The organism is Nocardia sp. NPDC051990 (assembly GCF_040680755.1).
In the GTDB taxonomy this organism is placed as follows: domain Bacteria; phylum Actinomycetota; class Actinomycetes; order Mycobacteriales; family Mycobacteriaceae; genus Nocardia.
Map to the genome: position 1 here is coordinate 350816 of NZ_JBFAXH010000004.1, position 24676 is coordinate 375491.

The 24676-nt window shown below is 64.1% G+C and carries 27 protein-coding genes; 17 read left to right on the plus strand and 10 right to left on the minus strand.

Annotated elements, in window-relative coordinates; all coding sequences use genetic code 11:
* Positions 1-11 precede the first annotated feature (11 nt).
* Positions 12-572, minus strand: coding sequence for an XRE family transcriptional regulator (locus AB0L63_RS10765; RefSeq protein ID WP_364497702.1), 561 nt, complete (start codon positions 570-572; stop codon positions 12-14).
* Positions 573-980: 408 nt separating this feature from the next.
* Between AB0L63_RS10765 and AB0L63_RS10770 the strand changes: the two genes are divergently transcribed.
* Positions 981-1340 (plus strand): hypothetical protein, encoded by a 360-nt coding sequence (locus AB0L63_RS10770; RefSeq protein WP_364497704.1) that lies wholly within the window; start codon positions 981-983, stop codon positions 1338-1340.
* A 4-nt stretch (positions 1341-1344) separates the two neighbouring features.
* Here AB0L63_RS10770 and AB0L63_RS10775 read toward each other — a convergent pair whose 3' ends face one another.
* Complete coding sequence (locus AB0L63_RS10775; RefSeq protein WP_364497707.1) at positions 1345-1593, minus strand: NUDIX hydrolase; 249 nt, start codon at positions 1591-1593, stop codon at positions 1345-1347.
* Between the two features lie 186 nt (positions 1594-1779).
* Here AB0L63_RS10775 and AB0L63_RS10780 point away from each other — a divergent pair, with 186 nt between their 5' ends.
* Together AB0L63_RS10780 and AB0L63_RS10785 are read left to right on the plus strand one after the other, a co-directional pair.
* A complete protein-coding gene (locus AB0L63_RS10780) occupies positions 1780-2001 on the plus strand; it encodes a hypothetical protein (RefSeq protein WP_364497710.1) in 222 nt (73 codons plus the stop codon).
* On the plus strand, positions 1968-2447 hold the full coding sequence (locus AB0L63_RS10785; protein ID WP_364497712.1) for a hypothetical protein: 480 nt from the start codon (positions 1968-1970) through the stop codon (positions 2445-2447). Before AB0L63_RS10780 ends, AB0L63_RS10785 begins: the two co-directional genes overlap by 34 nt.
* Before the next feature lie 215 nt (positions 2448-2662).
* Here the strand turns inward: AB0L63_RS10785 and AB0L63_RS10790 are convergent, their stop codons facing one another.
* Positions 2663-3865 carry a helix-turn-helix transcriptional regulator gene (locus tag AB0L63_RS10790; protein WP_364497715.1) on the minus strand — a complete coding sequence of 401 codons (1203 nt, stop codon included), beginning with the start codon at positions 3863-3865 and terminating at the stop codon, positions 2663-2665.
* Between the two features lie 221 nt (positions 3866-4086).
* On the opposite strand from AB0L63_RS10790, the gene AB0L63_RS10795 reads away from it, so the two are divergent.
* The 5 genes from AB0L63_RS10795 to AB0L63_RS10815 all read left to right on the plus strand — a co-directional run bounded on the left by AB0L63_RS10795 (position 4087) and on the right by AB0L63_RS10815 (position 6322).
* Entirely contained in the window at positions 4087-4446 is a 360-nt protein-coding gene (locus tag AB0L63_RS10795; RefSeq protein WP_364497704.1) for a hypothetical protein, read from the plus strand.
* Entirely contained in the window at positions 4443-4712 is a 270-nt protein-coding gene (locus tag AB0L63_RS10800; protein WP_364497718.1) for a hypothetical protein, read from the plus strand. The genes AB0L63_RS10795 and AB0L63_RS10800 overlap by 4 nt, the downstream gene beginning before the upstream one ends.
* A 17-nt stretch (positions 4713-4729) precedes the next feature.
* Positions 4730-5107, plus strand: a complete 378-nt coding sequence (locus AB0L63_RS10805; protein WP_364497721.1) for a hypothetical protein — start codon at positions 4730-4732, stop codon at positions 5105-5107.
* Between the two features lie 335 nt (positions 5108-5442).
* Positions 5443-5796, plus strand: a complete 354-nt coding sequence (locus AB0L63_RS10810) for a DUF1330 domain-containing protein (RefSeq protein ID WP_364497724.1) — start codon at positions 5443-5445, stop codon at positions 5794-5796.
* Positions 5797-5950: 154 nt separating this feature from the next.
* On the plus strand, positions 5951-6322 hold the full coding sequence (locus AB0L63_RS10815; RefSeq protein WP_364497727.1) for a nuclear transport factor 2 family protein: 372 nt from the start codon (positions 5951-5953) through the stop codon (positions 6320-6322).
* A gap of 331 nt (positions 6323-6653) precedes the next feature.
* Here the strand turns inward: AB0L63_RS10815 and AB0L63_RS10820 are convergent, their stop codons facing one another.
* Positions 6654-6800, minus strand: coding sequence for a hypothetical protein (locus AB0L63_RS10820; RefSeq protein ID WP_364497730.1), 147 nt, complete (start codon positions 6798-6800; stop codon positions 6654-6656).
* A gap of 214 nt (positions 6801-7014) precedes the next feature.
* Here AB0L63_RS10820 and AB0L63_RS10825 point away from each other — a divergent pair, with 214 nt between their 5' ends.
* The gene (locus AB0L63_RS10825) at positions 7015-7260 is read left to right on the plus strand and encodes a hypothetical protein (RefSeq protein WP_364498221.1); all 246 of its coding nucleotides are present in this window, start codon (positions 7015-7017) and stop codon (positions 7258-7260) included.
* Between the two features lie 262 nt (positions 7261-7522).
* Here AB0L63_RS10825 and AB0L63_RS10830 read toward each other — a convergent pair whose 3' ends face one another.
* Positions 7523-9820: an MMPL family transporter gene (locus tag AB0L63_RS10830; protein ID WP_364497733.1), complete on the minus strand. Its 2298-nt coding sequence runs from the start codon at positions 9818-9820 to the stop codon at positions 7523-7525.
* A 245-nt stretch (positions 9821-10065) separates the two neighbouring features.
* Between AB0L63_RS10830 and AB0L63_RS10835 the strand changes: the two genes are divergently transcribed.
* From AB0L63_RS10835 to tgt, 5 genes are all read left to right on the plus strand, one after another.
* The gene (locus AB0L63_RS10835; RefSeq protein WP_364497736.1) at positions 10066-10659 is read left to right on the plus strand and encodes a TetR/AcrR family transcriptional regulator; all 594 of its coding nucleotides are present in this window, start codon (positions 10066-10068) and stop codon (positions 10657-10659) included.
* Between the two features lie 38 nt (positions 10660-10697).
* Positions 10698-11192 (plus strand): Rrf2 family transcriptional regulator, encoded by a 495-nt coding sequence (locus AB0L63_RS10840; protein WP_364497739.1) that lies wholly within the window; start codon positions 10698-10700, stop codon positions 11190-11192.
* Positions 11193-11296: 104 nt separating this feature from the next.
* Positions 11297-13108: an ABC transporter ATP-binding protein gene (locus tag AB0L63_RS10845; RefSeq protein ID WP_364497741.1), complete on the plus strand. Its 1812-nt coding sequence runs from the start codon at positions 11297-11299 to the stop codon at positions 13106-13108.
* Complete coding sequence (locus AB0L63_RS10850) at positions 13105-15018, plus strand: ABC transporter ATP-binding protein (RefSeq protein ID WP_364497743.1); 1914 nt, start codon at positions 13105-13107, stop codon at positions 15016-15018. The genes AB0L63_RS10845 and AB0L63_RS10850 overlap by 4 nt, the downstream gene beginning before the upstream one ends.
* Before the next feature lie 61 nt (positions 15019-15079).
* Positions 15080-16315, plus strand: coding sequence for a tRNA guanosine(34) transglycosylase Tgt (tgt, locus tag AB0L63_RS10855; RefSeq protein ID WP_364497745.1), 1236 nt, complete (start codon positions 15080-15082; stop codon positions 16313-16315).
* Positions 16316-16716: 401 nt separating this feature from the next.
* On the opposite strand, the gene AB0L63_RS10860 is transcribed toward tgt, so the two are convergent.
* Positions 16717-17499 (minus strand): queuosine precursor transporter, encoded by a 783-nt coding sequence (locus AB0L63_RS10860; RefSeq protein ID WP_364497748.1) that lies wholly within the window; start codon positions 17497-17499, stop codon positions 16717-16719.
* Positions 17500-17528: 29 nt separating this feature from the next.
* Between AB0L63_RS10860 and AB0L63_RS10865 the strand changes: the two genes are divergently transcribed.
* Positions 17529-18035 carry a DUF4190 domain-containing protein gene (locus tag AB0L63_RS10865; RefSeq protein WP_364497750.1) on the plus strand — a complete coding sequence of 169 codons (507 nt, stop codon included), beginning with the start codon at positions 17529-17531 and terminating at the stop codon, positions 18033-18035.
* Positions 18036-18106: 71 nt separating this feature from the next.
* Here the strand turns inward: AB0L63_RS10865 and AB0L63_RS10870 are convergent, their stop codons facing one another.
* From AB0L63_RS10870 to AB0L63_RS10880, 3 genes are read right to left on the minus strand one after another with little or no spacing between them, the layout of a single operon-like run.
* Positions 18107-18895 carry an RDD family protein gene (locus AB0L63_RS10870; RefSeq protein WP_364497752.1) on the minus strand — a complete coding sequence of 263 codons (789 nt, stop codon included), beginning with the start codon at positions 18893-18895 and terminating at the stop codon, positions 18107-18109.
* A 45-nt stretch (positions 18896-18940) separates the two neighbouring features.
* On the minus strand, positions 18941-19864 hold the full coding sequence (gene gluQRS / locus AB0L63_RS10875; RefSeq protein ID WP_364497754.1) for a tRNA glutamyl-Q(34) synthetase GluQRS: 924 nt from the start codon (positions 19862-19864) through the stop codon (positions 18941-18943).
* Between the two features lie 29 nt (positions 19865-19893).
* Positions 19894-20403 (minus strand): DUF309 domain-containing protein, encoded by a 510-nt coding sequence (locus tag AB0L63_RS10880; protein ID WP_364497757.1) that lies wholly within the window; start codon positions 20401-20403, stop codon positions 19894-19896.
* 443 nt (positions 20404-20846) lie between these two features.
* Here AB0L63_RS10880 and AB0L63_RS10885 point away from each other — a divergent pair, with 443 nt between their 5' ends.
* Entirely contained in the window at positions 20847-21032 is a 186-nt protein-coding gene (locus AB0L63_RS10885) for a DUF397 domain-containing protein (protein ID WP_364498224.1), read from the plus strand.
* Positions 21033-21114: 82 nt separating this feature from the next.
* Here the strand turns inward: AB0L63_RS10885 and AB0L63_RS10890 are convergent, their stop codons facing one another.
* Complete coding sequence (locus AB0L63_RS10890; protein ID WP_364497760.1) at positions 21115-22740, minus strand: cytochrome bc complex cytochrome b subunit; 1626 nt, start codon at positions 22738-22740, stop codon at positions 21115-21117.
* A 166-nt stretch (positions 22741-22906) separates the two neighbouring features.
* Here AB0L63_RS10890 and AB0L63_RS10895 point away from each other — a divergent pair, with 166 nt between their 5' ends.
* Positions 22907-24631: a WS/DGAT domain-containing protein gene (locus AB0L63_RS10895; RefSeq protein WP_364497763.1), complete on the plus strand. Its 1725-nt coding sequence runs from the start codon at positions 22907-22909 to the stop codon at positions 24629-24631.
* Positions 24632-24676: the final 45 nt, after the last annotated feature.

Consider the following 24676-nt stretch of genomic DNA (forward strand, 5'->3'; position numbering starts at 1 on the left):
GGCTGGGGAATTCAGTCGACGGTCGGCGGCCGGGAGTAAGCGTCGAGCGTCGCCTTGGATGTCGAGCGATCTTGCAAGATCAGCTCCCAAGGGCCGGAATTGATGTCGAAGGACTTGCCGAACCCGATCCACTTGCCTGCCATCCTCGTGCCGGTCAGTTCGATCAGCAGTTGGATCGCGCCGTGGTACTTGGCACCACGGTAATAGCCGTCCGTCGCGGTGCGCTCGGTCCAGGTCCCTGTTGCGACGTTCCCGTCGATGGTCAGGTCCACCTCCAGCGCCGAGATTGCCGACTCGGGCAGACTGCGCACGGTTAGCGCGTCACCGTGTTGCAGCACCACGACGTAGTGAACCGCGGTGAAGGTAGCGTCGCGACCGGAGCTGTAGTACTCGTACCGGCTCAGCCAGACGCCGTTGTAGGTCCCGTTCACCGGTTGCGGTGTGCCGGTAGCGGATTCGTGCGGCACCTGGCCGATCGCGGAGTCGACCACATGCCCGTTCTCGTCGTCGCTGGATAGGGACCGGCCCGGCTCGACCGAACCGAATCCCAGGGATTCGATGGGCAACTTCATCACTCTCTCGAGGGCGCGTGCGTGTGATGGCCGTGGGTTGAGGGTAGTTCCCGCTTCCCACCTCTGCACGAGTCGTTTCGTCGCGCTCGCGCAACCGACTTCCCGCAGGGCGCGTGCCAAGTCGTCTTGGCTCATTCGCCGCGCGTTGCGGGCCGCGCGGAGTGCGAGGTTCGGTGTAGTCCCCATGACGACACGCTAGATCAATGACGCCGGAATGTCGTCTCGAATAGGTGTGGTTTGACATCTTTTGCGTCGTCGCTTCGCCATGCCTATCGAGCGGATGCTGAGGATGGCCTCGCCGTCGGGTTGAGCTCTCGGTCTCCGGCGGCGGGTGCCTGCCAACCGAAGGAGAAGGGGACCGACCATGGATCTGCCCGTGCGATTCGATCACATTGAGGCGGCACGCCCATGACCGCGGAACTCATCGCCACCCTTGTCACCATTGCGGCTGTACTGCTGCTCGGCTGGCTCTTGTTCGTCTTTCTGCCCTGGGTGCTAGACCGTGGCGGCGACGCCTACCCCGACGGCGCGATACCGGTCGCTGACATCCTCGAACGCGTTGCGGCACAAGGCTCGCTGAGCATCGACTCCTGGCAGCTCGAGCCGTCGCACCGCGCGCCCACCGCACCCTATAGCCCGGTGCAAGCGCACGCGGAGATGCAGCGGCACCGTGAATGCGCGACGGACCTGTGTGCCGCGAAGTACAGCGCGTTCTGGTGCCTCGTCGACGCTGGGGAGGCTGTGCCGGACGCGAGGGCTGTGCGGTGAGCGGCTACATCGAGTTCAGCGACGGCACGATGGGTCTCGTCGGAGACGATGGTTGGGTCGACGAATTCGACGCGGTCGAGGCACCCGCGGTGGAGATCGTTACGCATTCCTCTGGCGTCTCACCTGGCTCGATCCGCCCACCGGGCAACTCCCACTCTTCGCGTTCGTTCTTCAGCAGCAGCACCCGTCCGTCACGAACGACTACGCCCTTGATCGAGATCGAGTACATCTGCGGCACGTATCCCGAGGTCATGTCCGCGACGCTAGCACCGCGCCGGTAGAGCAGCCGGGCGCTTGGCGTTGACAGTTTGACCCGAGCCGATGCCCGTGACTTGACAGCATAGGCTCGGTGAGTAGTCATGAAACAGCCTCGGCGCGAGGTGCTTTGAAGCGATCATTGAAGGCGACCGAGTAGGCCGTGACAGGAGAGGGGCAAAAGATGGAAACCGGCACAGTGTGGCGCTGGAAACCGCGTAACGGTACCGGCGTGATCAAACTCGATGACGCCGACAGCACACTTGTTTGGTTCCACCTGTCGGACGCTCGCGGGGATCTCGATATAGCCACGATCGCGGAGGGGCTACCGGTCGATGTCGATGTCGAACCGATCCCGCAGGGGGAGTACACATGTCGCGCAAAGTCGGTGCACCGAAGAGACTGATACTTGCCGCCTTGGCCGCTGCCGCGAGCATTCTCGCCACAGGCGCGGCGAACGCCGTCCCCGGCTATGCCGACTTCCGGCCCGGTGCCCAGAGTTATCGGTATGACGGGGAGCATGGAACATTCACGGGGGACGCCGTCTATGCGAGCCAGCAACCAGACGGCGGTAACCGGCTCATCTGGTCGTTGGAGCTGTCGCCGTACGTGCAGGGACTCATCGTCGGTAACACGATGGCGTGTGGTGCCTACGTCAAGGGCAAGTCCGGATACTCGGATAACCACAGCGCCATCCCTGCAGACTATCGGTGGCATTCGGTGGTGCCGAATCTCCAACTCGACAAGCAATACGAACTCGTCATGAGCTGCGCGTTCACTGCACAGAACGGGTACACGACCGCGCCCGGTCACGCCGACTTTCAGATGGTATTCACCATCCATTCGAGCTGACTCCAAGAATGTCGGCGCGATCTGCCAAGGCCACCTGGCTGAACCGCTGCTGTTACGGCGGTGTTTGCCCGGAACGACGAAACCGCCCTGTGCACCGGAGCGGTTTCGGTGCGCGGTTTGCGTGTGGTCGCGCGCACGCGATCATACCGCCGCAATGTTTGCGTGAAGCCCTGTCTGCGTGAGCTGACACCGACGGAAGGTCGGATGCGTACGACCTAGGCGATGCCGCACCAAGCCGCGAAGCCTCGCAGGGTTTCCGTGCTCCGCGCCTCCGCACGGGCAAGTACGCGCACGGTCTCGTGGACCTGCGGGTGGTAACGCGTCTGCGTCGGCGCCACCTTCTTCGCCGTCTGCAACGCACCCATCGTCCGAGCCCGATCACCGTGCAGCAGGAACCCTCGAGCCAGATCGATGTACATGTGCCCTACGCGCGACTTCGGCGTGCTCGCTGGGATCACCAGGCCATCGGCCCGCTTGACCGCTTCGGTGCCGTCCATCATCTCCACAGCCAAGCTGACCGACCAGATGCCGACATTCGCCGTACCGAAGCTCAGCACTGGGTCGTGAAAATCGGGGTTACCGATCCGGTCGGCCGCCGCTTTTGCTTCGGCCAGGTGCGCGTCGGCGGTGTCGCGGTCACCCGCCCGCGCCGCAGCCAGACCAGACTGCAAATGCAGGCTACCCCAACCGATCAAGTCGGCGGGATCACCGGAACCGACGCGAGATTCCATATCGGCGCGGCAGTCATCCAGATACGTGAGTGCGGAATTCCAGTCACCAGCGGAGGTGAGAACAGACGCCCGATGGAACTGTGCGGCAGCCATCCACACTTTGTCGCCAGACATATGCGCTGCCCACCAGAGACGTTCGACGGCCATCGTCGCCAAGTCGGTATAGCCGAGCTTGTGAGCCAAACTCCTTGCGCTGCTGTACAGCTCGCACAGCAATACACATGCTTGCTCGCGTTGGTGCCCGCTCGACAGGTACATGGCGGCGCGAGTCTCGGTCAGCAACGACGGCAGTTCGGCTGACAGTTTGTGAAAGTTGGCCGAACGCCGGAACTTTCGGATCAGCTCGACGTCATCAGTGATCGCCGCGAGCGGACGCGGCTGGATTCCGGCAGGCTGCAGGTCGTAGGCAGCGACCTCGCTACGGATGATGGCGATTCCGGCCGAGACCTCACGCTCTTCGTTGGTAGTGCGCGGGTATGGCTGGCCCATCAACTCAGCCGCACTCATCCGTAGCGCTTTCGCGCACGCCGAGATGAACGCCGCGCTTGCTGGGGCGCGGCCTTGTTCCACGGCGCGCACCAACGACGTCGAGACATTCGCCTCCGCGGCTAACCGCGGCTGTGACCAACCGGCCAATCGCCGCATCTCGGCCACTCGCTGGCCGACACCGACATGCTGCTGACTCATGTAATCCACTCCCGTGTCCCCGGTGCAAGCATGACAAAAATCCTTGTCACTTCACAGCGTTCGACAGATTGATGCTGGTCATAGCACGCAGTGCCGGGGTGGGTTCTTGATATCCCGAAGTGATGGCCAGATTTTCGCTCTGACCGCCTGGCCGGTCAAGGCCGTCTCGGTGCTGCGTGCCCCACCTAACCGGACACACATCACATTGAGGCGGCACGCCCATGACCGCGGAACTCATCGCCACCCTTGTCACCATTGCGGCTGTACTGCTGCTCGGCTGGCTCTTGTTCGTCTTTCTGCCCTGGGTGCTAGACCGTGGCGGCGACGCCTACCCCGACGGCGCGATACCGGTCGCTGACATCCTCGAACGCGTTGCGGCACAAGGCTCGCTGAGCATCGACTCCTGGCAGCTCGAGCCGTCGCACCGCGCGCCCACCGCACCCTATAGCCCGGTGCAAGCGCACGCGGAGATGCAGCGGCACCGTGAATGCGCGACGGACCTGTGTGCCGCGAAGTACAGCGCGTTCTGGTGCCTCGTCGACGCTGGGGAGGCTGTGCCGGACGCGAGGGCTGTGCGGTGAGCGGCTACATCGAGTTCAGCGACGGCACGATGGGTCTCGTCGGAGACGATGGTTGGGTCGACGAATTCGACGCGGTCGAGGTACCCGTGGTGGAGACCGCCACGCCCGCGCTCAGCGTGGCGTTCATCGACATCGACGCCGCCTCTGTGGTCGATACCGAGTTGCCGGAGCGGACTGCGTTTGTTGGGCCGCCGCGCCCGATCGGCCTGCCTGTCGAATTGGTAGAGCGGGTCGCGGACGCGATGCGCGAGTGGGGTGAGCGGTGAGGCCCCCCGCGAGTCGGATGCCGAGGGCAGCCGCGTACCGGCCGGACTCGCGCGACGCTGGGCTCCGCCGCTACTTCGGCCTCACCCAGTTCGCGTTGCTGACCGGAGTGCCAGCTTCGAAGTTGTCCGCCTGGCGGCACAGCGCCTACGCGTGGGTGCCCACACCCGATATCGAAATCGGCGACTATAGCGGCTGGTCGTTGGCGTGCATCAGTGCTTGGAGCCCGGAGGGTGAGTCGTTCCTACGGCCGCCGACAGTGCGGTTCGCCGATACCGCCATGATCAGGGACCGCTATCACGGGATGCCCACCTCCACGCTGTGGGTGTGCATCGGCGACGGCACGATTCCCCGGCCGGTCGTATGGGTGGACAACCGGCCCGGTTGGCTGTTGTGACGTCTGCCCGTAAGAACGGCTGCCAGGTCGGGATGTGCGCGACCATCACTGCCGCCGTCATCATGCGCCGCAGGCGGTGGTGGTGGACGCAGTGAGACTTCCTGCCAGTCGAATGCCTGAGTGAGCGTCTGAGAACTCGCGTCGTGGGCGGTAGCTGTCGAATCGAATGAGACCACTCAGGCTGCGGATTCTGTGTCGATGTTCTTCTTCGCTAGTTCGCTGATCCAGGCGGCTTTGGGCATCTTGCTTTGCTTACCTCTGGGGTAATCGACGCGGTTCCTCCGGCGTGTCAAGATCGCTATCAGGCGAGACCGGTAGACCGAAAGGACATCATCATGCCCGCGTATGTGATTGCCCACCTGCAGGATGCTGCCCCACATCCGGAGATCGCCGAGTACATCGAGCGTCTTCCCGGCACTTTCGCGCCATACGGTGGCCGCTACCTCGTGCACATGGCACAGCACGAGGTGAAGGAGGGCAGCTGGCCCGGACACGTTGTCATGATCGGCTTTCCCGGGATCGCGGACGCGAGAGCATGGTGGGAATCGCCCGCATACCGGGACATTGCGCCACTGCGCTCACGCCACATCGACGGCGACATCATCATGGTCGAGGGTGTTCCCGATGGCTACGAACCGACTGCGGCCGTCGAAGCAATGCGGGAGAGCCTGGCCGGAAAACAGCCGTAGCCTTCCGGCAGGGATCAATACCTGGTTGGCAAAACCGTTGTGCGGCATCACCGCCACCTGGAGCCGGGCAGTCCGAGATCGCCCGGAACTGATTCCCCCGAGCGGAATGTTCAATGTTGTACGACAGCGATGACTTCACGCGAAAGGACTCGCCATGCACAGTTCTCCCGCCGATCTCATGCGACGCAACCTTCTCGACGTATTCAACGAACCCGACCCGGCCCGCCGGGCCGCGGCCATTGCCGAGACCTATCACGAAGATGTGGTGTGGCACGAACCGGACCGAATTGTGTACGGGCGCAAGGACCTCGAACGCCGCGCCGCAGAGGTGCGTGCCGAAAACCCGGACTGGATCTTCCGCCCGTTGGGCCCAGCGTCGGAGCTCGACGATGTCGGCCACCTAGGGTTCCAGTACGGGCCCGCCAACCAACCGTCGGTGGTCAACGGCATGGACATCGCTCGTACCAAAGACGGCGTCATTATCGAGCTCTACACCATCGTCACCGAGATCCGTCAACCCTCGTAGGTTGCTGCCGAGGTGGCCGGACGACACTCCGATGTACAAAGGCGCCTGTAATCGCCACTGCCGCAGCTGATTCAGTGTTGGGCGCACGGGCTTTCTCCTGCGGGCCCGGCGCCCCCAAGATCGCCGACTGCAATGTCCCGCAACCGAGTCCTTAGACCGGTACCGGCTCCAGAACCCGCTGTGGTTCAGCAGCTTTCGTCGAACCGCCGTCGGCAGCGCCCGCCGAGGCGATGATGGCGAGGCCGAGGGCGGCAGCACAGATTCATCCGGCGACGGCCGCACCGAGTTCGATGATGCCGGGCAATGCCGCGCGATCGACGCCCGGCGAGGGTCACCACAGCAGCAGCGCGACGGCGCCGGCGACGGCCAACCACACGCTCGCCGTGCTGACGCCGATAACGTCGAACAGGTACTTGGCCAAGCCCGCACCTGGTTGGATACTGACCATAGCGGCGAGGATGAGGGTGGGCGCTGGCACCGCGCGAGCCGTGCGTGGCTGAACATGCACAGCCCAAAAGATAGGTGTCCTAAGTAAATGACGATAGATCGGTCGGATTCGCAAAAACGGTGCTTACCTTGCCGATCGATGCCCGATATGTGCTGATCGGCACAAGCGCTCATCGGCCGGGAGAGTGTTCGTCTCGTGTTCGGGTATCCGCGGTGGTACGCGAGTGCGAAAGGAAGCGATGACGATGCGCGAGCGGGTGCCCGACCGGAGACCAGCGCCTTCCGCTGGGACCCGACTGCTAGGACTGCTCCTGCTGATCTGGCTGGCCATCGGCGTTATCGCCGCAGGTCAGCGCCATAACTTCGACAACGCCCCGATCAACTGTGCTGGTTTCGGCACCATTGCCGTGACGGTGCTGGCCGGTCCGCTCAACTACATGGGTGTGAACCCGAAGGTCAACGAATGTAATCTTCCGCAGCCCAGCCAGTAATGCCCTGGTTCCCACCGGAATTCGGTTCGTCGTCGGTGAATCCCAGTGGGAGCGTTCTGAATTCGAAGCTCGGCATTTCACGAACTGCCACACCGACCACATGCGTCGGCGCAATACCGAGCTGAAGAGTCGAACTTCTCCGAGTCTGCCGCGTACCGCCTGCAAGATCAAGACGCGGCCGTCACGAAAGCGCGGTCGTCCCGAAACGCACTCGGCCCCGCACCCGAATCTTCGGGTGCGGGGCCGAGCGGTTTGGTTCCGATCAGCTCACGCCGACCGGCACCCGCACCGTCTCCGCGGACCGCTGCTGCAGCTCACGCAGCTTCGCGCCCTCGATGTCGATATCCGGCAGGATCCGATCCAGCCACTTCGGAATCCACCAGGACCACTTGCCCATCAGTACCAGCAGCGACGGGATCAGGACCATCCGGACGATGAACGCATCGATCAATACGCCTGCCGCCAGGGCGAAGCCGAACGACTTCGCCGTGACATCGGTTTCCAGCAGGAAGGAACCGAACACCGAGATCATGATGACCGCGGCCGAGGTGACGACCCGGGCGCCGTGGTGATACCCGGCGACCATCGCATCCTTCGGCGACTTGCCGTTGACGAATTCCTCACGCATCCGGGTCACCAGGAACACCTGGTAGTCCATGGCCAGACCGAACACCAGGCCGATCAGCATGATCGGCAGGAAGCTGATCAGCGGATGCGGATCCTCGATCAGCCCGAGCTTGCCCTCCTGGAAGATCAGCACCGTCGCACCGAAGGTGGCCGCCATGGAGAGCAGGAAGCCGAGCGCCGCGGTCAACGGCACCAGGATCGAGCGGAATACCAGGATCAGCAGCAGGAATGCGGCGCCGGCCACGATCGCCAGGTACGGCACGATCTTGCTCAGCAGCACATGGTCGACATCGGCATAGATCGCCGTGGTGCCAGTGATGCCGTATTCGATGCCGTACTCGGACTGCATCTGCGCTTCGGCATCGCGGGCGTCACTGACCAGATCCTTGGTGGCCTGGTTGTTCGGCCCCGACTTCGGCACGCCGTCGAGCAGCGCGCCCGCCTTGTCCGCACCACTCCACTTGGGTTCGGTCACGTAATCCATGCCCGAGTAGGAGGCGAGCTTGGACCGCAGCGCGTTCACCGCGGCCTCGCGCCGGTCGGCGGGCACCTCGGCGAGGTCGACCGCGACATTCAGCACGCCGTTGCTGCCCTCGCCGAAACCTTCGGTGCGCAGCTCGTAGGCCTTGCGGATGGTGGAGGTCTTGGGCTGGCTGTCGTCGCCGGGCAGGCCGAGGTTCAGACCGGCGGCGGGTGCCGCGAGCAGACCGAGTACGACCACGCTGAGCAACAGCGTCACCGCGGGCGCCTTGCCGATCAACCGGCCGACGCGCATGCCGTTGGTGACCGACTTGTCATCCTCGGGATCGTGCTTGGCCACGATCGGCAGCTTCGGCTTGAACAGGAACCGGCCGAACGCACCGAGCAGCGCGGGCATCAGCGTGATGGCGGTGAGCACCGCGAACGCCGCGGCGATCGCACCACCCAGACCCATGAACGTCATGAACTGCACGCCGACGATGCTGAGCCCGCCGAGCGCGATGATGACGGTCAAACCAGCGAACACCACCGCGGAACCCGCCGTACCGAGTGCGGTACCGGCCGCCTCCTCCGGCGAATCCTGCACTGCCAGTTCGTGCTTGTAGCGCGACACGATGAACAACGCGTAGTCGATCGACAGGGCGATGCCGATCATGGACGCGAGGAAGGTCGTGAAGCTGGGCACCTCGATGATCGAGGTGCCGAGGAAGATCAGCGAGGTAGCCGCGCCGAGGCCGACGATCGCGGTGATGATCGGCACAAAAGCGGCGACAATGGCGCCGAAGGCGATGATCATCACAACCAGTGCGATGCCCATACCGATCTGCTCGGACTTACCGCTCGGGGCCGCGTTCTGCATCGCGATCGAGCCGCTCATCTCCACCTGCAGCCCGGCATTGCGGGCATCGTTGGCGACCTCGTAGGCCGCTTGGCGCTGCTCGTCGGTGACATCGGTGAACGACTTGATGGTGAACGGGACGCTGAAGAAGGCGACGGTGTCGGGAGCCGTCTTGCTGAGCACGTTCAACGGTGCGCCACTGCACTTGGACGGGTCTGGGTCGGCGATGCAGCCCGACTGTTCGGCGGCCTCGACCGGATTCAGCACCGGCTTGCTGTGGTCGACGATGTCGAGCGTGCCGAGCTTGTCGATGAAGGCCGCCAGCGCCGCCCGGTTCGCCGGATCGGTCAGCTTCTGACCTTCGGGTGCGGCAATGACATAGGTGCCGGTGACGGCGTCGAATTTGAAGGCGGCGGAGGCGCCGGGGAAGTGCTTGTCGAGGATGTCGTTGGCACGGGCGGAGGGCAGGGCCGGCATGCTGAAGTCATTGGTCATCGGCTCCTTCAGCTGCGCGCCGAGGCCGCCGAGCAGCAGGAACAGGACAAGCCAGACCGGAAGCACTATCCATTTCCTGCGGAAAGCGAACTTTCCCCATCTGTACAGATAAACGGACACGAAAGGGTTCTCCTAGCTGACCTTTTCGAGCGACCTGCAGGCAAGTCGCTAGCGGGTGGCTGAGTTACGTGCTGGTGCGCGGCGCGTAGACAAGCACTCGCGGGGATTGCCCTGCCGACCCCGCCTCCAATTGACGCTTCCTGCCTACCGTGCGGTAGGTAGACTACCCACGGGTTAAGCGGAGGTACAACCTCCCCTCTGGTGGCAACGTTAGCTCAGCGCATAAGTGATGAGAGGATCATCCGATGACAGTTCGTGACGCGGGAGACGCTGTTGTCGCAGCTGGCGGCACAAAAATGGCAATCCGCGATGCCGCGGTGAGGCTGTTCGCGGCCAAAGGATTCGAACAGACGAGCCTGCGCGAGGTCGCGGATGCGGTAGGAATCACAAAGGCTTCGCTCTACTATCACTACGCCTCGAAGCTCGATCTGCTGCTGGCGATCGTCGATCCGATCATCGATCACCTGCGCTCGGTGATCGAGGATATCGATGCGGTCCCGCACGATGCGGAGGGTGTGCGCGCTGTGCTGCGCGCCTATCTGCGCGGCATGATCCGCCATCGCGACGCCGGTGCGCTGTGTGTCCGCGACACCGTCGCGATCATCAATGTCATGGCCGACCGGTATCCCGACATGCTGGATTCGACTCGGGTGCTGCGCGAATGGCTCGCCGGACCCGGCGCCGACGCTGTCGCCGAGCTGCGCGCGAGTGCGGCGTTGGAGGTGCTCGGGGTCGCGCTGTTGTCCGACGAACTCGTGCCCGGCGTCGAGGATTCCGTGGTGGAGCGCACACTGCTGGACGCGGCCACTTGTGTGCTCACCGGCTGTCATACCGCGTAGATTCGTTCGAACACCGAAGAGGCCAGGGAGTAGCCGCCGTGCACATCACCGCGAGGGTCGATTACGCGGTGCGAACCCTATTGGAGATCGCCCGCGCACCACAGACCTACGGTGCGTCGGATCGGGTCGCCGTGCAGGTCGCGCCGGTAGTGAAGGCCGAGGCGATTGCGACCGCGCAGCACATACCGCCCAAGGTGCTGGAGACCGTACTCGCGGAATTGCGCAGAGCTGATCTGGTGACAAGTAGGCGCGGCCCGGATGGGGGCTATTGGCTGGCCCGCCCGGCCACGCAGATCTCCATCGCCGATGTGATCCGGGCGATCGAGGGCCCGCTGGCCTCGGTGCGCGGCGAGCGTCCGGAGGATGTGCGCTATTCGGGTGCGGCCGAACCATTGCAGCGGGTGTGGATCGCATTGCGGGTGAATATTCGTGCGGTGCTGGAGAATGTGTCCATCGACGATATCGCGCGGGATCGGCTGCCCGGATTCATCGGCGCGCTCACCGAGGATCCTGGTGCCTGGGCGCGGCGATAATTCGCATCGAGTCATGCGGGCCGAAAGCCTCGCGCGCCGATATCGCTGCTGGTCACGAATGCTCACGACGTACTGGGCGGAATGACGGTAGCCTCCTTTTCATTATGCTGATCAGACTGCTTCGCACTCATCTGGCCCCCTACCGGGCCCAATTGGCGGGCGTCGTCGGCCTACAACTCATCTCGGTCATCGCGATGCTGTACCTGCCGACCTTGAACGCCGATCTCATCGATAACGGGGTCACCAAGGGCGACATCGGCTACATCTGGACCACCGGACTGTGGATGCTCGCGGTCACCGGCGTGCAGATCATCGCCTCGGCCTGTTCGGTCTATCTCGGCGCGCAGGCGGCGATGGGTGCGGGTCGGGATCTGCGCGGTGCGGTACTGCACCGGGTCGGCACCTTCTCCGCGCGCGAGGTCGGTATGTTCGGCGCGCCCTCGCTTATCACCCGTAACACCAACGACATTCAGCAGGTTCAGCTGCTGATCGTGATGTCGGCGACCATCCTGGTGATGGCGCCGATCATGTGTATCGGCGGCATCTTCATGGCGCTGCGCGAGGATCTCGGACTGTCCTGGCTGCTGCTCATCGCGGTGCCCGCACTGGCCATCTCGATGGGCGTCATCGTGGCGAAGATGGTGCCCGGTTTCCGCGATATGCAGCACCGGATCGATGAGGTCAACCGAGTGCTGCGCGAGCAGATCACCGGTATCCGAGTGGTGCGTGCGTTCGTGCGCGAACGGCAGGAGACCTGGCGCTTCGGGCTGGCCAACACCGAACTCACCGAATCCGCGCTGCGGGTCGGGCGGCTGATGGCGCTGATGTTCCCGCTGGTGATGCTGATCAGCAATGCCACCGCGGTCGCGGTGATCTGGTTCGGCGGACATCTGATCAACGACGGCGAGATGCAGATAGGCTCGCTCACCGCGATGCTGTCCTACATCATGCAGATCCTGATGGCTGTCATGATGGCCTCGTTCCTGGCCATGATGGCGCCGCGCGCGGCCGTCTCGGCCGACCGGATCGGTGAGGTGCTCGAGACCGAGACCTCGGTGGTGCCGCCGCGGCTGCCGCAGCCGTTCAAGACCGATCCGGCGCAGGTCGATCTGCAATTCGCCGAATTCGCCTTTCCCGGTGCGGAGAAGCCGGTGCTGTCGGCGATCCGGTTCCAGGTCGAGCCGGGTACGACCACGGCGGTCGTCGGTTCCACCGGTGCGGGCAAGACAACGCTGGTCAATCTGATTCCCCGGCTCATCGACGTGACCGACGGCGCTGTCTACGTCGGCGGCACCGATGTCCGCCATATCGACCTGGAAGTGCTGCGCGCGCAGATCGGGCTGGTGCCGCAGAAGGCATATCTGTTCTCCGGAACCATCGCCAGCAATCTGCGCTACGGCAATCCGGACGCCACCGACGAGGAACTGTGGCGCTGTCTGGAGATCGCGCAGGCCGCCGACTTCGTGCGCGATATGCCGCAGGGGCTGGCGACGCCGGTCGCGCAGGGCGGCACCACTGTTTCGGGCGGACAGCGTCAGCGATTGGCCATTGCGCGGGCGCTGGTGAAGAAGCCGCGGGTCTACCTGTTCGACGATTCGTTCTCCGCACTCGATGTCGCCACCGATGCCCGACTGCGCGAGGCATTGCGGCCGGAGACCAGGGATGCCTCGGTAATCATTGTGGCGCAACGAGTTACCACCATCCGCGATGCCGATCAGATCGTGGTGCTCGAGGACGGCGTGGTGGTCGGGATCGGCACCCATGAGCAGTTGATGCGCGATTGCGCGGAATACCAGGAGATCGTCGCCTCGCAGCTCGGCGCCGATGAGGCCGCGGTCGTCTTCGCCAAGCGCAACGGATCGCCGCCCGATGTGAGCGGCGACGGGCACCGGACCCGGCGGGAGGAGATCCGATGAGACCCGGAGGGGTGAATCCCGGTGCGCCGGACGCGAAGGCGAGATCGTTCGGCCCGTCGCTGAAACGGCTATTGCGCAGGTTGGCGCCCGAGCGCGGATACGTCGGCGTGATCGTCGGGCTCGCGATCGTCTCGGTGGTGCTGAATACGCTCGGTCCCTACCTGCTCGGCAAGGCCACCAATGTGGTCTTCGACGGTGTGGTCGGCCGCCAGCTGCCCAGTGGCATCACCAAGGAAGAGGCGATCCAGCAGCTGCGGGCATCGGGTAACAACACCTTCGCCGACATGCTCGGCGCGATGGATGTCACCCCGGGTGTCGGTGTGGATTTCGGCGCGGTCGGCCAGGTGCTGATGCTGGTATTGCTGCTCTATATCGGCGCCGCGGTGTTCAGCTGGTTGCAGTCCTTCCTGCTCAATATCGTCATCAACCGCACGGTGAAGCGGCTGCGCAGCGAGGTCGAGGACAAGATCCATCGACTTCCGTTGCGCTACTTCGATTCCACTCCGCGCGGTGACCTGCTCAGCCGCGTCACCAATGACGTCGACAATGTGTCGCAGAGTCTGCAGCAGACCATGAGCCAGCTGATCCTCTCGCTGTTCTCGGTGATCGGCATCCTGATCATGATGTTCTGGATTTCGCCGCTACTCGCGGTGATCGCCCTGCTCACCGTGCCCGCCGCGATCGTGGTCACCACGCAGATCGCCAAGCGCTCCAAACCGCACTTCGTCAACCAGTGGAAGTACACCGGCATGGTGAACGCGCAGGTCGAGGAGGCCTTCACCGGGCACGAGGTGGTCAGCGCATTCGGCCGCAACCGGGAGGTCGGTCAGGAATTCGATAAGCGCAATAACGACCTCTACGAGTCGAGTTTCAAGGCGCAGTTCATCTCCGGGCTGATCATGCCCTCGATCATGTTCCTCGGGAATGTGAACTTCGTGCTGGTGGCGCTGGTCGGCGGTCTGCGGGTGGCGACCGGCAATCTGTCGCTCGGTGAGGTACAGGCCTTCATCCAGTACTCACGACAGTTCAGCCAGCCGCTGACCCAAATCGGTGCGATGGCCAACCTGCTGCAATCCGGTGTCGCCTCGGCCGAGCGGATCTTCGAGATCCTCGATGCCGAGGAACAGTCGCCGGACCCGGTCATGGAGAACACCCGTCCGGTCGATCGCGGCCGGGTCGAGTTCGAGGCGGTGTCGTTCCGCTACGAACCCGAGACGCCGGTCATCGAGCGGTTGTCGCTGGTTGCCGAGCCCGGACATGTGGTCGCCATTGTCGGTCCGACCGGTGCGGGCAAGACCACCCTGGTGAATCTGCTGCTGCGGTTCTACGAACTCGATGCGGGCACCATCACCATCGACGGTGTCGATATCACCGAGATCACCCGCGATCACCTGCGTTCCAGAATCGGCATGGTGCTGCAGGACACCTGGCTGTTCAAGGGCACCATTCGGGAGAACATCGCTTACGGCAATCCGAATGCCAGCGAGGCAGATATTCTCGAGGCCGCGCGCGCCGCCTATGTCGATCGCTTCGTCCACGCGCTGCCGCACGGTTACGACACGGTCATCGATGAGGAAGGTTCGGGCGTCAGCGCGGGCGAGAAGCAGCTGATCACCATTGCCCGCGCCTTCCTGGCCAAGCCGTCCATCCTGGTCCTTGACGAGGCGACCAGTTCGGTCGATACCCGCACGGAGGCGCTGGTCCAGCATGCGACCGCGGCGCTGCGGCGGGACCGCACCAGTTTCGTCATCGCCCACCGCCTTTCCACCATCCGCGACGCCGACCTGATCGTCGTCATGGAGGCGGGCCGCATCGTCGAACACGGCAACCACGAGCGCCTGCTCGACGAACGCGGCGCCTACTACCGCCTCTACAACGCCCAGTTCGCCGCGGCAGCCGCCGAGGCCTGACCGGAACATCGGCCGGGTGCCTGGTGCGTCCGGCCGATTGTGGTCCTGGGAGGATGTTCGCGTGTCTGATCCTGATAGCTTCTCGTTCACCGTCGGTACCCGTCTCCCGGGCCGACATGGTCGATCGGGCGTGATCAGCACAGCGCACGGTGATATCGCGACGCCGGCATTCATTCCGGTCGGTACCAAGGCGACGGTGAAAGCGGTGCTGCCCGAGACCATGCGGGAACTCGGTGCACAAGCGCTGCTGGCGAATGCCTACCACCTGTACCTGCAGCCCGGATCCGACATCGTGGACGAGGCGGGTGGGCTGAGCACATTCATGAACTGGCCCGGCCCGACCTTCACCGACAGCGGCGGCTTCCAGGTGATGTCGCTGGGTGTCGGCTTCAAGAAGGTGCTGGCCATGGAGGCGGTCGACGTCCGAAGCGATGACGTGATCGCCGCGGGCAAAGAGCGCTTGGCCACCGTCGACGATGACGGCGTCACCTTCCGCTCCCATCTCGACGGCTCGAAACACCGGTTCACACCGGAGGTTTCGATGGGTATCCAGCATCAGCTCGGCGCGGACATCATGTTCGCCTTCGACGAGTTGACCACACTGCTGAATACCCGTGCCTACCAGGAGAAGTCACTGCAGCGCACGCACGAATGGGCGCAGCGCTGCATCGACGAGCACGAACGGCTGACCGCCGCGCGCACGCATCGCCCATATCAGGCGCTGTTCGCGGTGATCCAGGGCGCGCAATACGAAGACCTGCGCCGCAAGGCCTGTCGGGAACTGGAATCGCTGCGCGGTAGTGCCGGAACGGGGTTCGACGGCTACGGCATCGGCGGTGCGCTGGAAAAGCACAACCTCGGCAGCATTGTCGGCTGGTGCTGCGACGAACTGCCCGAGGATAAGCCGCGGCATATGCTCGGCATCAGCGAACCGGAGGACATCTTCGTCGCGGTGGAGAACGGCGCGGACACCTTCGACTGTGTGAACCCGTCCCGGGTCGCGCGCAATGCGGCGATCTATGTCGCCGACGGCAGATTCAATATCAATAATGCCCGATTTCGCCGTGACTTCACCCCGATCGACGACACCTGCGACTGCTACACCTGCGCGAACTACACCCGGGCCTATATCCATCACCTGTTCAAGGCCAAGGAGATGCTGGCCTCGACCCTGTGCACAATTCACAATGAGCGCTTCACGATTCGGCTCGTCGACCGGATTCGCGAGAGCATCGATGGCGGCTATTTCGATGAGTACAGAGCCGAAACCCTTGGCCGCTGGAAAGGCTCTGTTTGATTGCCGCGCCTGCGGCGCGGCGGGTTCGCGGCCCCTGCTGTCTCGCGACTGACCCTCTCGAGCGACCTGCAAGCAGTCGCTAGCGGCGCCGTCGAGACTCGCGCCTTCGGCGCATGCGCTTCGACGACTCGGCTGTGTTCGATGGCCGCGCCTACGGCGCGGACGCGAGACGGGCCGCGAACTCCTCCCTCGTAAGACTCGCTCCGTGGTGGTTGGCGATGTGTGGATGGTTCAGCACTTGGGCATGCCGGGTGAGGCCGGCGCTGCGTCGCATGCGCTTCGACGACTGGACCGAGTCGATGGCCGTGCCTTCGCGCTGCGAGACCGGCCGCCGACTCCTCGCTTGTAAGGCTCGCTCTGTCGTGGTTTACGTGATGAGCTAGCCTGCGGCGTCACATGATTCAGCTCAGGATCGCGGTGGTTTCGCGTGGCGCGTAACTCGGCTCGTGCTTCTTCAGGAAGGCGATCACTCGGTAGGTGATCGGCAGCACGATGACCTCGGCGAGGGTCTTCCAGATGAATCCGACGATCACGTAGTTGATGAACTGTCCCCAGCTGTCGATGCCGATGGCGGTGGCCGCGATCGAGCAGAAGATCAGCGTGTCACCGAATTCGCCGACGATCGTGGAGCCGATCAGCCGGGCCCACAGGTGCTTTTCCTTGGTCTTCTCCTTGATCAGCACCAGCGAGGCCGAATTGAGCATCTCGCCGATGAAGTAGCCGGCTAGGCCCGCGGTGACCAGTTGTGGCGTGGTGCCGATGACGGACCGGAAGGCTTCCTGATTGTCGTAGAAGGTTGCGGCGGGCAGTTCGATGGCGATCTTGAAGCAGACGACCGTGAGCAGCAGAATGGCGAAGCCGTAGTAGATGGCCCGGCGGGCGGCCTTGAAGCCGTAGACCTCGCTGAGGACGTCGCCGATGATGTAGGCCAGGGGGAACAGGAACCACGCACCGTCGGTGGAGATCGGCAGGATCTCGATGGGGCCGACCTGCACCGAATGATCGGTGAAGAATTGGACGCCTTTGGTTGCGCAGATATTCGAGATGATCAGCGTCGCGGTGAACAGCGCGACGACGGGAGTGTAGTAGCCCCGCGCGGCGACGGCGAATGCCGCGTGGGCCGCCGCGGGGCCCCCAGATTCTGGGTGTTCTTCGATTGTTTTGGACTCACTCACGCGCTTCATCCAACCAGGTTGTGGAATAGGCTGTACCAATGACGAATCCCGGCGATTCCGACGAATGGTGGAAACAGTACGGCGGCGAAGGCGTGTCGCCGGACGCTGGCGCCCAGGGGTCGGTCCCGCAGTACCCCTCGGCACCACAGTATCCATCCGCGCCGCAGTACCCGCAGCCGCCGGCCGCGACGCCGCCACCGCAGCCGCAGTACCCGAGCTATCCGCAGCAGCCGGTCGCCGGCGCGCAGCAGCCGTACCCGCAGACTCCGGCCTATCCCAATGCGTATCAGCCGTACGGGTATCAGCAGCAGGCGCAGGGCACCAATGGACTCGCGATCGGTTCGCTGGTCGCCTCAGTGGTCGGGCTGTGCACCTGCATCGGTTCGATCGTCGGAATCGTGCTCGGTGTCATCGCGCTGAATCAGATCAAGGAGCGCGGACAGGAGGGCCGCGGCATGGCGCTGGCCGGTATCTGGGTGGGTGCGGGCGGCATCGCGCTCGCCATCGTCTATGTGATTCTCAATATCGCACTGTCGACGAGATAGGACTCGAAAGCATCAGGGGCGCTCCCGTTTTCGGGAGCGCCCCTGATGCGTACCTAGGGTCTGTGACCTGATCAGGCCTTGACGACCTGGGTGCCGCCGGCGAACTTGTCGTGCCAGCCCTGCTTGTTCGGGTCCTGCGAGGTGGTGATGATCATGTAGATGATCAGGCCGAGCTCGGCCAGGCCACCGATGCACGGAATGATGCCGAGGGCGACATAGAGGTTGCGCTTCAGCGAAACCTCCGGGGCGATCTTCGCCGCACCGCCCGGGGCGGCGACCTTGAGGCCCAGGATCTTCTTGCCGAGGGTGGTTCCCTGCGAGGTCTCCATGCCGACGAAGTACCCGAGCAATGCGATCGCGCCAACCAGACCGGTCACGATCTGGCCGCCGAGTCCGGAGCCCAGGATGAAGAAGATAATGACGTAGACCGGGATGCCGACGATCAGGTGATCGATGACACGGGCGCCGATGCGGGTTCCGATATCTCCGGGCTGTCCGCCGTATCCGTATCCCGGCTGCTCGCCATAGGGCTGCTGGGGGTAGGGCTGCTGCTGGCCGTAGGGATCCTGCGGCGACTGCCCGTATTGGGGCTGATCATATGGCTGCTGTCCGTACTGGGGCTGCTGGCCGTATTGCGGTGGCTGCTGTCCGTACTGGGGCTGCTGGCCATATTGCGGTGGCTGCTGCCCGTACTGAGGCTGCTGCCCGTACTCGGGCTGCTGCCCGTACTGCGGTGGCTGCTGTCCGTACTGAGGCGGCTGTCCCTGCGGGTACTGCTGTCCACCCGGGTATTGCTGGCCGCCGGGGTATTGCTGCCCGCCTTGCGGATATTGGTTGGGGTCGTACCCACCGCTTGTCATATATCTGTCCTCGTCAGTGATCAGTAGATCGGTCGATTGCGTACGTTACGGACATCGCGCGGGTTGCAACAACCCATTCTCATCGAGTATCCACGGCTCTCCGGTCAGATCGGCCGGGTTGAATTGGTCGAGTAGCTGGGCGGACGAAACCGGGGGATAGCCCAGTGAACAGGCCAGTGCGGCCGCGACCCGGTCGGGTGGGTTGCCGAGGGCGAGCTGGTCGGCGAGTGTCACCGCGCCGTCGCGTTTGGCCAGTCGCTTGCCCGCGGCATTGAGCACCAGCGGCATATGTGCGTAGTGCGGGACCGGAAGGTTCAGCAGCGTCGCGAGATATGCCTGGCGCGGCGTCGACGGCAGTAGATCGTCGCCGCGGACCACCTGATCGATGCCCTGCTCCGCATCGTCGACGACGACGGCCAGGTTGTACGCCGGAATTCCGTCACCGCGGCGCAGCACGACATCGTCGACGGGGCCGCGGTAACGCCCGTGCAATTCATCGGTGATCTCGAATTCGCGCACCTGCGCACGCAATCGCAGCGCGGCCGGACGTCCGTCGGCGCGATGTGCGGCCCGCTCGGCCGCGGTCAGGTCACGGCAGGTGCCCGGATAGTGGCCGAGCGGGCCGTGCGGTGCGGTCGCGGCCTGCTGGATTTCCCTTCGGGTGCAATAACATTCGTAGGTGCGTCCGGCGGCGGTGAGCCGATCGATGGCCGCCTGGTAGTGGGGCAGCCGGTCGCTCTGCCGGACGACCGGACCGTCCCAGTCCAGCCCGATCGCGGCGAGGTCCGCCAGTTGGCGCTGTTCGGCGCCGGGCCGGACGCGATCCAGATCGTCGATACGGAGCACGAATCGGCGTCCGGTCGACCGCGCGAACAACCAGGCCAGCACCGCGGTGCGCAGATTGCCGAGGTGCAGATCGCCGGACGGGCTCGGAGCATACCTGCCTGCTGGAGTTCTGGTTACTGGCACATTTGCCATGCTAGGGGCTCCGGCACGGCTCATCGGATCAGCAGACGCGGCTTGAGTCGGTCTTCGGGAATCGCGGTCCCGCTGTCGAGGGCGGCCAGCAGTGCCTCGGCGTGCGCGATCAGACCCCGGCGGTCGATTCCATATGGCATATCGCTGTTTCGGTTCGATTGGTCGGTGTCCGGCTCGGCCGCATAGGCGCGCAGCCGGGTCACCGCACGGGTGAGCAGGGTGTGTGCGCCCTTCGGATTCGCGCGCTGGATGTGGGTCAGTCCGACCGCATATTGTGCGAGACCCTGCCACAGCATCCTTTCGGCGAACGGCCCGTTCTTCCACGCGGCCTCCAATACCTCGTGTGCGTTGAATGCCAGGCCGTCATCGAGCAGTTGCTGGGCGTAGGAAAGAGTTTGCTGGGGTGGCAGATTCAGGTCATCCGGAATTCGCGGCACACCGACGCTGCCGACCGGCAACGGCCGCCCGAACCGGTCGCGTGGGCGGGTATTACGTGCGCGACCTGCCTCGTCGCGCGGGCGTTCGACCATGCTGCCCATCATCCACGGACGGAGTCGAAGGCGTCCACCCGAGTTCGGTCGATCTTGATAAATTGACGGATCACGGGGCAATCACATCGGCAAATGTTTGCTGCCCAGCAAACATAGGAATGAATGTCATCTTCCGGCAATGTTTCCGCAACTTTCAATCTTCGCAAGATTGGCAAATGCGATGACTGAGCGGGCAAGAGATCGGCAAATTATGGATGAACCTGCTAGTGTTTAGCGCGCGGGGGCGACCCCGTGAGGTGAATTCACCTCGTAGTGCAGTGCGATCACGACGCACCGTGAAAGTCGCGCGCTTTGGCAAGGCGCACCGCGGGATTCGGCGTTCCGCGCCGGATGCCGGTGCTAGTTAGAACGATGTCAAAAGAAAATCTCGTTCTCGACGCAGCAAAGGAGCTAGTGCCGTGGAAGTTGACTTGGCGGGTGCTGTGTGGCGTAAGAGCACATACAGCGGCCCCGATGGGAACTGCGTGGAAGTCGCTTTTCTCGTCGACGGCAATGTGGCGGTCCGCGACACCAAAGACAACGGCAAAGGTCCGTTGTTGGCGTTCTCGCCAGGCGAATGGGATGCATTCCTAAGCGGAATGTCACGGGGGGAGTTCGGACGCGCCTGAACAACAGGTACGTCCGAACCAACAGCACGGGCCCCGGGTCGGCACGGACTCGGGGCCTTCGCAGGTGTTCAGCGGCCCTTTCTCAATGCTGCTGGCCGTCGGTCCGCTCCTGAACCGCGCGTAGTACGGCGAGTTGTTTGCGCTCTTCCTCGTGCTCGGCCGCCCGATTGGCGCGGGACTCCTGCCATGGATCGGGGCGGAAGAATCCGCCGGTGCCCGGCTTGCCCGCCGAACCCAGCTTGTTCATCTTCTTCGGCACCGCCGCGCCCTGGTAGGTCAGTGGAATCGGGTGACCGTGCTCGTCGACCGGACCGAGCGGCTGGTGGATTTCGATGTACTCGCCATCCGGCAACCGCCTGATGATGCCCGTTTCGATGCCGTGCTCGAGCACCGCGCGGTCGCTGCGCTGCAAGCCGAGGCAGATGCGGTAAGCGGCATAGTAAGCCACCGCAGGCAGGGTCAGAATGCCGATCCGGCCGACCCATGTGGTCGCATTCAGCGAGACGTCGAACTTGTAGGCGATGATGTCGTTCACGCAGGACAGCGTCAGTATCACGTAGAAGGTGATCGCCATCGCGCCGATCGCGGTGCGGACCGGCACGTCACGCGGGCGCTGTAGCAGATTGTGGTGCGCGGTGTCCTTGGTCAGGCGCCGTTCGATCCACGGATAGGCGATCAGCACGGTGAAGACCAGGCCCATGGTCAGCGCACCCCAGAACGATCCGGGCACGGTATGGCGGCCCAGATACAGCTCCCAGGGCGGGATCAGGCGCATCAAGCCGTCGGTCCACATCATGTAGAAGTCCGGCTGGGTGCCCGCCGATACCTTGGCCGGGTTGTAGGGGCCGAAGGCCCAGATCGGGTTGATCTGCAGCAGGCCGCCCATTATCGCGACGACAGCGAGCGTGAACGCGAAGAACGCGCCCTGATCCAGCGAGAATACCGGCACGATGCGAGTGCCGATCACATTGCGTTCGGTGCGGCCCGGACCCGGGAACTGGGTGTGCTTCTGGTACCAGACCAACGCGATATGCGCGGCGATCAGCGCGAGCATGATGCCGGGGAAGAGCAGCACGTGCGTGATGAACAGACGCGGCAGGATGATCTCGCCCGGATAGTCGCCGCCGAACATCAACCAGTGCATCCAGGTGCCGATGAGCGGAATGCCGAGCGTGATGGACGAGAAGGCCGCCCGCAGGCCGGTGCCCGAGAGCAGGTCGTCGGGCAGCGAGTAGCCGAAGTATCCCTCGAATATGGCCAGGATCAGCAGCAGTGAGCCGAGCACCCAGTTCGCCTCGCGCGGCTTGCGGAAGGCGCCGGTGAAGAAGATCCGGAAAAGGTGCACGATGATCGAGGCCGCGAAAAGCAGTGCGGCCCAATGGTGGACCTGGCGCACGAAGAGACCGCCGCGGACCTCGAAGGAGATGTTCAGCGCCGTCTCGTAGGCGCGAGTCATGGTCAAGCCGCGCAGTGGTTGGTAGGCGCCGTTGTAGGTAACTTCGGCCATCGAGGGGTCGAAGTACAGCGTCAGATAGATACCGGACAGCACCAGGATGATGAAGGTGTAGAGCGCGATTTCGCCGAGTAGGAACGACCAGTGGGTCGGAAAAACCTTGTTGATCGACCGCTTGACGAATGCCGCGGCCCGATATCGCTCGTCGAAGGAGTCGGCCTGTTCGGCTGCCCCGCGACCTATGTCAATAGCCATGGCCGACACCTCGCTTTGGGTGAGAGGTGGTACATGTTCTACTACAGACGGTAGCAGGGGATCGGCCAGGAATCGATAGCTTTCCGGATCGCAATGTGGAACAAGATCATTCACTTTTTCCGGTGCTGCCCGCTCCCGCCGGTAACCGGTGCCATATCGTCGAGCCGTGAGTACGGTGGCCGCCCAGGACGCGACGATGTACTGGCTCTCCAGCCGTACCCGAAATGACCTCTTCATGCTGTATTGCTTCGACGATTCCGGGTATTCCGGTGCGGAACTGCGCGAGTTCGTCGTGCGGCGCAGTGCCGACATTGCCGATCTATCGGTGCGGCTGCGCGCGCTGCCCGGCGATCTGGACTATCCGGCATGGGTTCGATGCGAATTCCGTGCCGAGCAATTTGTGGAACATTTCCTTCCGGAACCGAATTGGCCGGGTGTGTGTACGGTGCTCGGCAAACTGCTCGGCACCGGAGTGGATGCCGCGGTGCGTCCGTGGCGATTGCATGTGTTCCGCGGGGTCGACGGTGCTCCCGGGGGTTCGGGACCCGCGACGGTGGTTGTGCTGCAGATGTCGCACGCGTTGGCGGATGGGCGGCGGGGTGCGGAGATTGCCAGGGCGCTGTTTACCGAGGTCGGTGGGGGTGCGGCGGTCGCGTCGGGCGAGTTGATTGCGCGGGGCGGGGTGGCTGTGCGGGAGGGACCGGTTGCGGCCGAGGGGGCCGTTGCGCAGGACGGATCGACTGCGCTGGATGAGCATGTGGTGGCGTCCGAGCAGGTCGACGGGGCTGCGCCGGTTGGCCTCGCCGCGCCGATTGTTGATGCCGCCCCGGTTCTTGCGTTGCGGGATTCAGTTGCTCTGGCCGAGGAGTTCGCTGTGTCCCGGCAAGTCGCCGGAACTGCGCCGATTGCCGGTGCCGCCTTTGGTCCCACGCCGGTCGCTGCGTTGCGGGATTCGGTTGCTCGGGCGTTGGGTGAGCAAGCTGTCGGCCTCTGTCGACGCCTCGGTGCGGCAGTGGTCGAAGCGGCGCCGGTGGATCCCATACACGTGCATTCGGGGCTGGCGCTGCTTCGGATGCCGATTCAGTTCGCGCGCACGGTGATTCGCGGGTACGAGGCATTCCGGGCGCAGCAGGAGTTGGCCGAATCGACCAGGGCGGGAAGGGTTCCGGGGCCGGGGCCCGGTTTCACACCGAGTCTGGTGAACCGGACCGATTCGACAGCTCGGCCTGCTCATCAGGTGCGGATGATCGTTTGCGATGCCGAACGGATGCGTATCCCGGGCCACACCGTGACCGTGGTCGCGCTGACAGCCGTGTCGATCGCGCTGGATCGCTACCTCACGGTGCGTGGTGCGCGAATGGACCGTCTTGGCGCGCAGGTGCCGATGGCGTTGTCCGACAATCGGGTAGCGGCTCGCAATAACTACCGCAGCCTCGGCGTCGATCTGTTCATCGACGAACCGGATCTACCGGTCCGCGCGAACAAGATCGCCGCCGCACTCGCAGACCGCCGTACCCGCGCGCGCCACCCGCTGCTCACCGCGCAGGACCGCGTCACCGCCGTCACTCCCGCCCCACTGCTGCGCCGTGATATCGAGCGTTACCCGCTCGACACCGTCCCCGATTCGATCGCCGGACACACCGTGGTCTCCAGTGTGTACCGCGGCGCCGCCGACCTGACCTTCGGCGGCGCACCCGTCCGCTTCACCGGCGGCTTCCCTGCGATCGGCTCGGTCATGCGCCTGACGCACGGCGTTCACGGCCTCGGCGACACCGTCACCATCTCGGTCCACGCCGACACCGCCGCCCTACCGGACATCGATACCTACGCGAACCTGCTGCGCGATGCGTTGAACGAGGTATTCGACTGCGCCGCCGGAGAACTGAGATAGCTGCTGAATCTCAGCTGGGTGATTCGCCGTGGCCCGATTCAGTAC

Coding starts and splice junctions, on each gene's coding strand:
- AB0L63_RS10765 (WP_364497702.1), bottom strand. CDS start 572: ATGAAGTTGCCCATCGAATCCCTGGGATTCGGTTCGGTCGAGCCGGGC.
- AB0L63_RS10770 (WP_364497704.1), top strand. CDS start 981: ATGACCGCGGAACTCATCGCCACCCTTGTCACCATTGCGGCTGTACTG.
- AB0L63_RS10775 (WP_364497707.1), bottom strand. CDS start 1,593: ATGACCTCGGGATACGTGCCGCAGATGTACTCGATCTCGATCAAGGGC.
- AB0L63_RS10780 (WP_364497710.1), top strand. CDS start 1,780: ATGGAAACCGGCACAGTGTGGCGCTGGAAACCGCGTAACGGTACCGGC.
- AB0L63_RS10785 (WP_364497712.1), top strand. CDS start 1,968: ATGTCGCGCAAAGTCGGTGCACCGAAGAGACTGATACTTGCCGCCTTG.
- AB0L63_RS10790 (WP_364497715.1), bottom strand. CDS start 3,865: ATGAGTCAGCAGCATGTCGGTGTCGGCCAGCGAGTGGCCGAGATGCGG.
- AB0L63_RS10795 (WP_364497704.1), top strand. CDS start 4,087: ATGACCGCGGAACTCATCGCCACCCTTGTCACCATTGCGGCTGTACTG.
- AB0L63_RS10805 (WP_364497721.1), top strand. CDS start 4,730: ATGCCGAGGGCAGCCGCGTACCGGCCGGACTCGCGCGACGCTGGGCTC.
- AB0L63_RS10810 (WP_364497724.1), top strand. CDS start 5,443: ATGCCCGCGTATGTGATTGCCCACCTGCAGGATGCTGCCCCACATCCG.
- AB0L63_RS10815 (WP_364497727.1), top strand. CDS start 5,951: ATGCACAGTTCTCCCGCCGATCTCATGCGACGCAACCTTCTCGACGTA.
- AB0L63_RS10825 (WP_364498221.1), top strand. CDS start 7,015: ATGCGCGAGCGGGTGCCCGACCGGAGACCAGCGCCTTCCGCTGGGACC.
- AB0L63_RS10835 (WP_364497736.1), top strand. CDS start 10,066: ATGACAGTTCGTGACGCGGGAGACGCTGTTGTCGCAGCTGGCGGCACA.
- AB0L63_RS10845 (WP_364497741.1), top strand. CDS start 11,297: ATGCTGATCAGACTGCTTCGCACTCATCTGGCCCCCTACCGGGCCCAA.
- AB0L63_RS10850 (WP_364497743.1), top strand. CDS start 13,105: ATGAGACCCGGAGGGGTGAATCCCGGTGCGCCGGACGCGAAGGCGAGA.
- AB0L63_RS10860 (WP_364497748.1), bottom strand. CDS start 17,499: ATGAAGCGCGTGAGTGAGTCCAAAACAATCGAAGAACACCCAGAATCT.
- AB0L63_RS10865 (WP_364497750.1), top strand. CDS start 17,529: ATGACGAATCCCGGCGATTCCGACGAATGGTGGAAACAGTACGGCGGC.
- AB0L63_RS10870 (WP_364497752.1), bottom strand. CDS start 18,895: ATGACAAGCGGTGGGTACGACCCCAACCAATATCCGCAAGGCGGGCAG.
- AB0L63_RS10880 (WP_364497757.1), bottom strand. CDS start 20,403: ATGGTCGAACGCCCGCGCGACGAGGCAGGTCGCGCACGTAATACCCGC.
- AB0L63_RS10890 (WP_364497760.1), bottom strand. CDS start 22,740: ATGGCTATTGACATAGGTCGCGGGGCAGCCGAACAGGCCGACTCCTTC.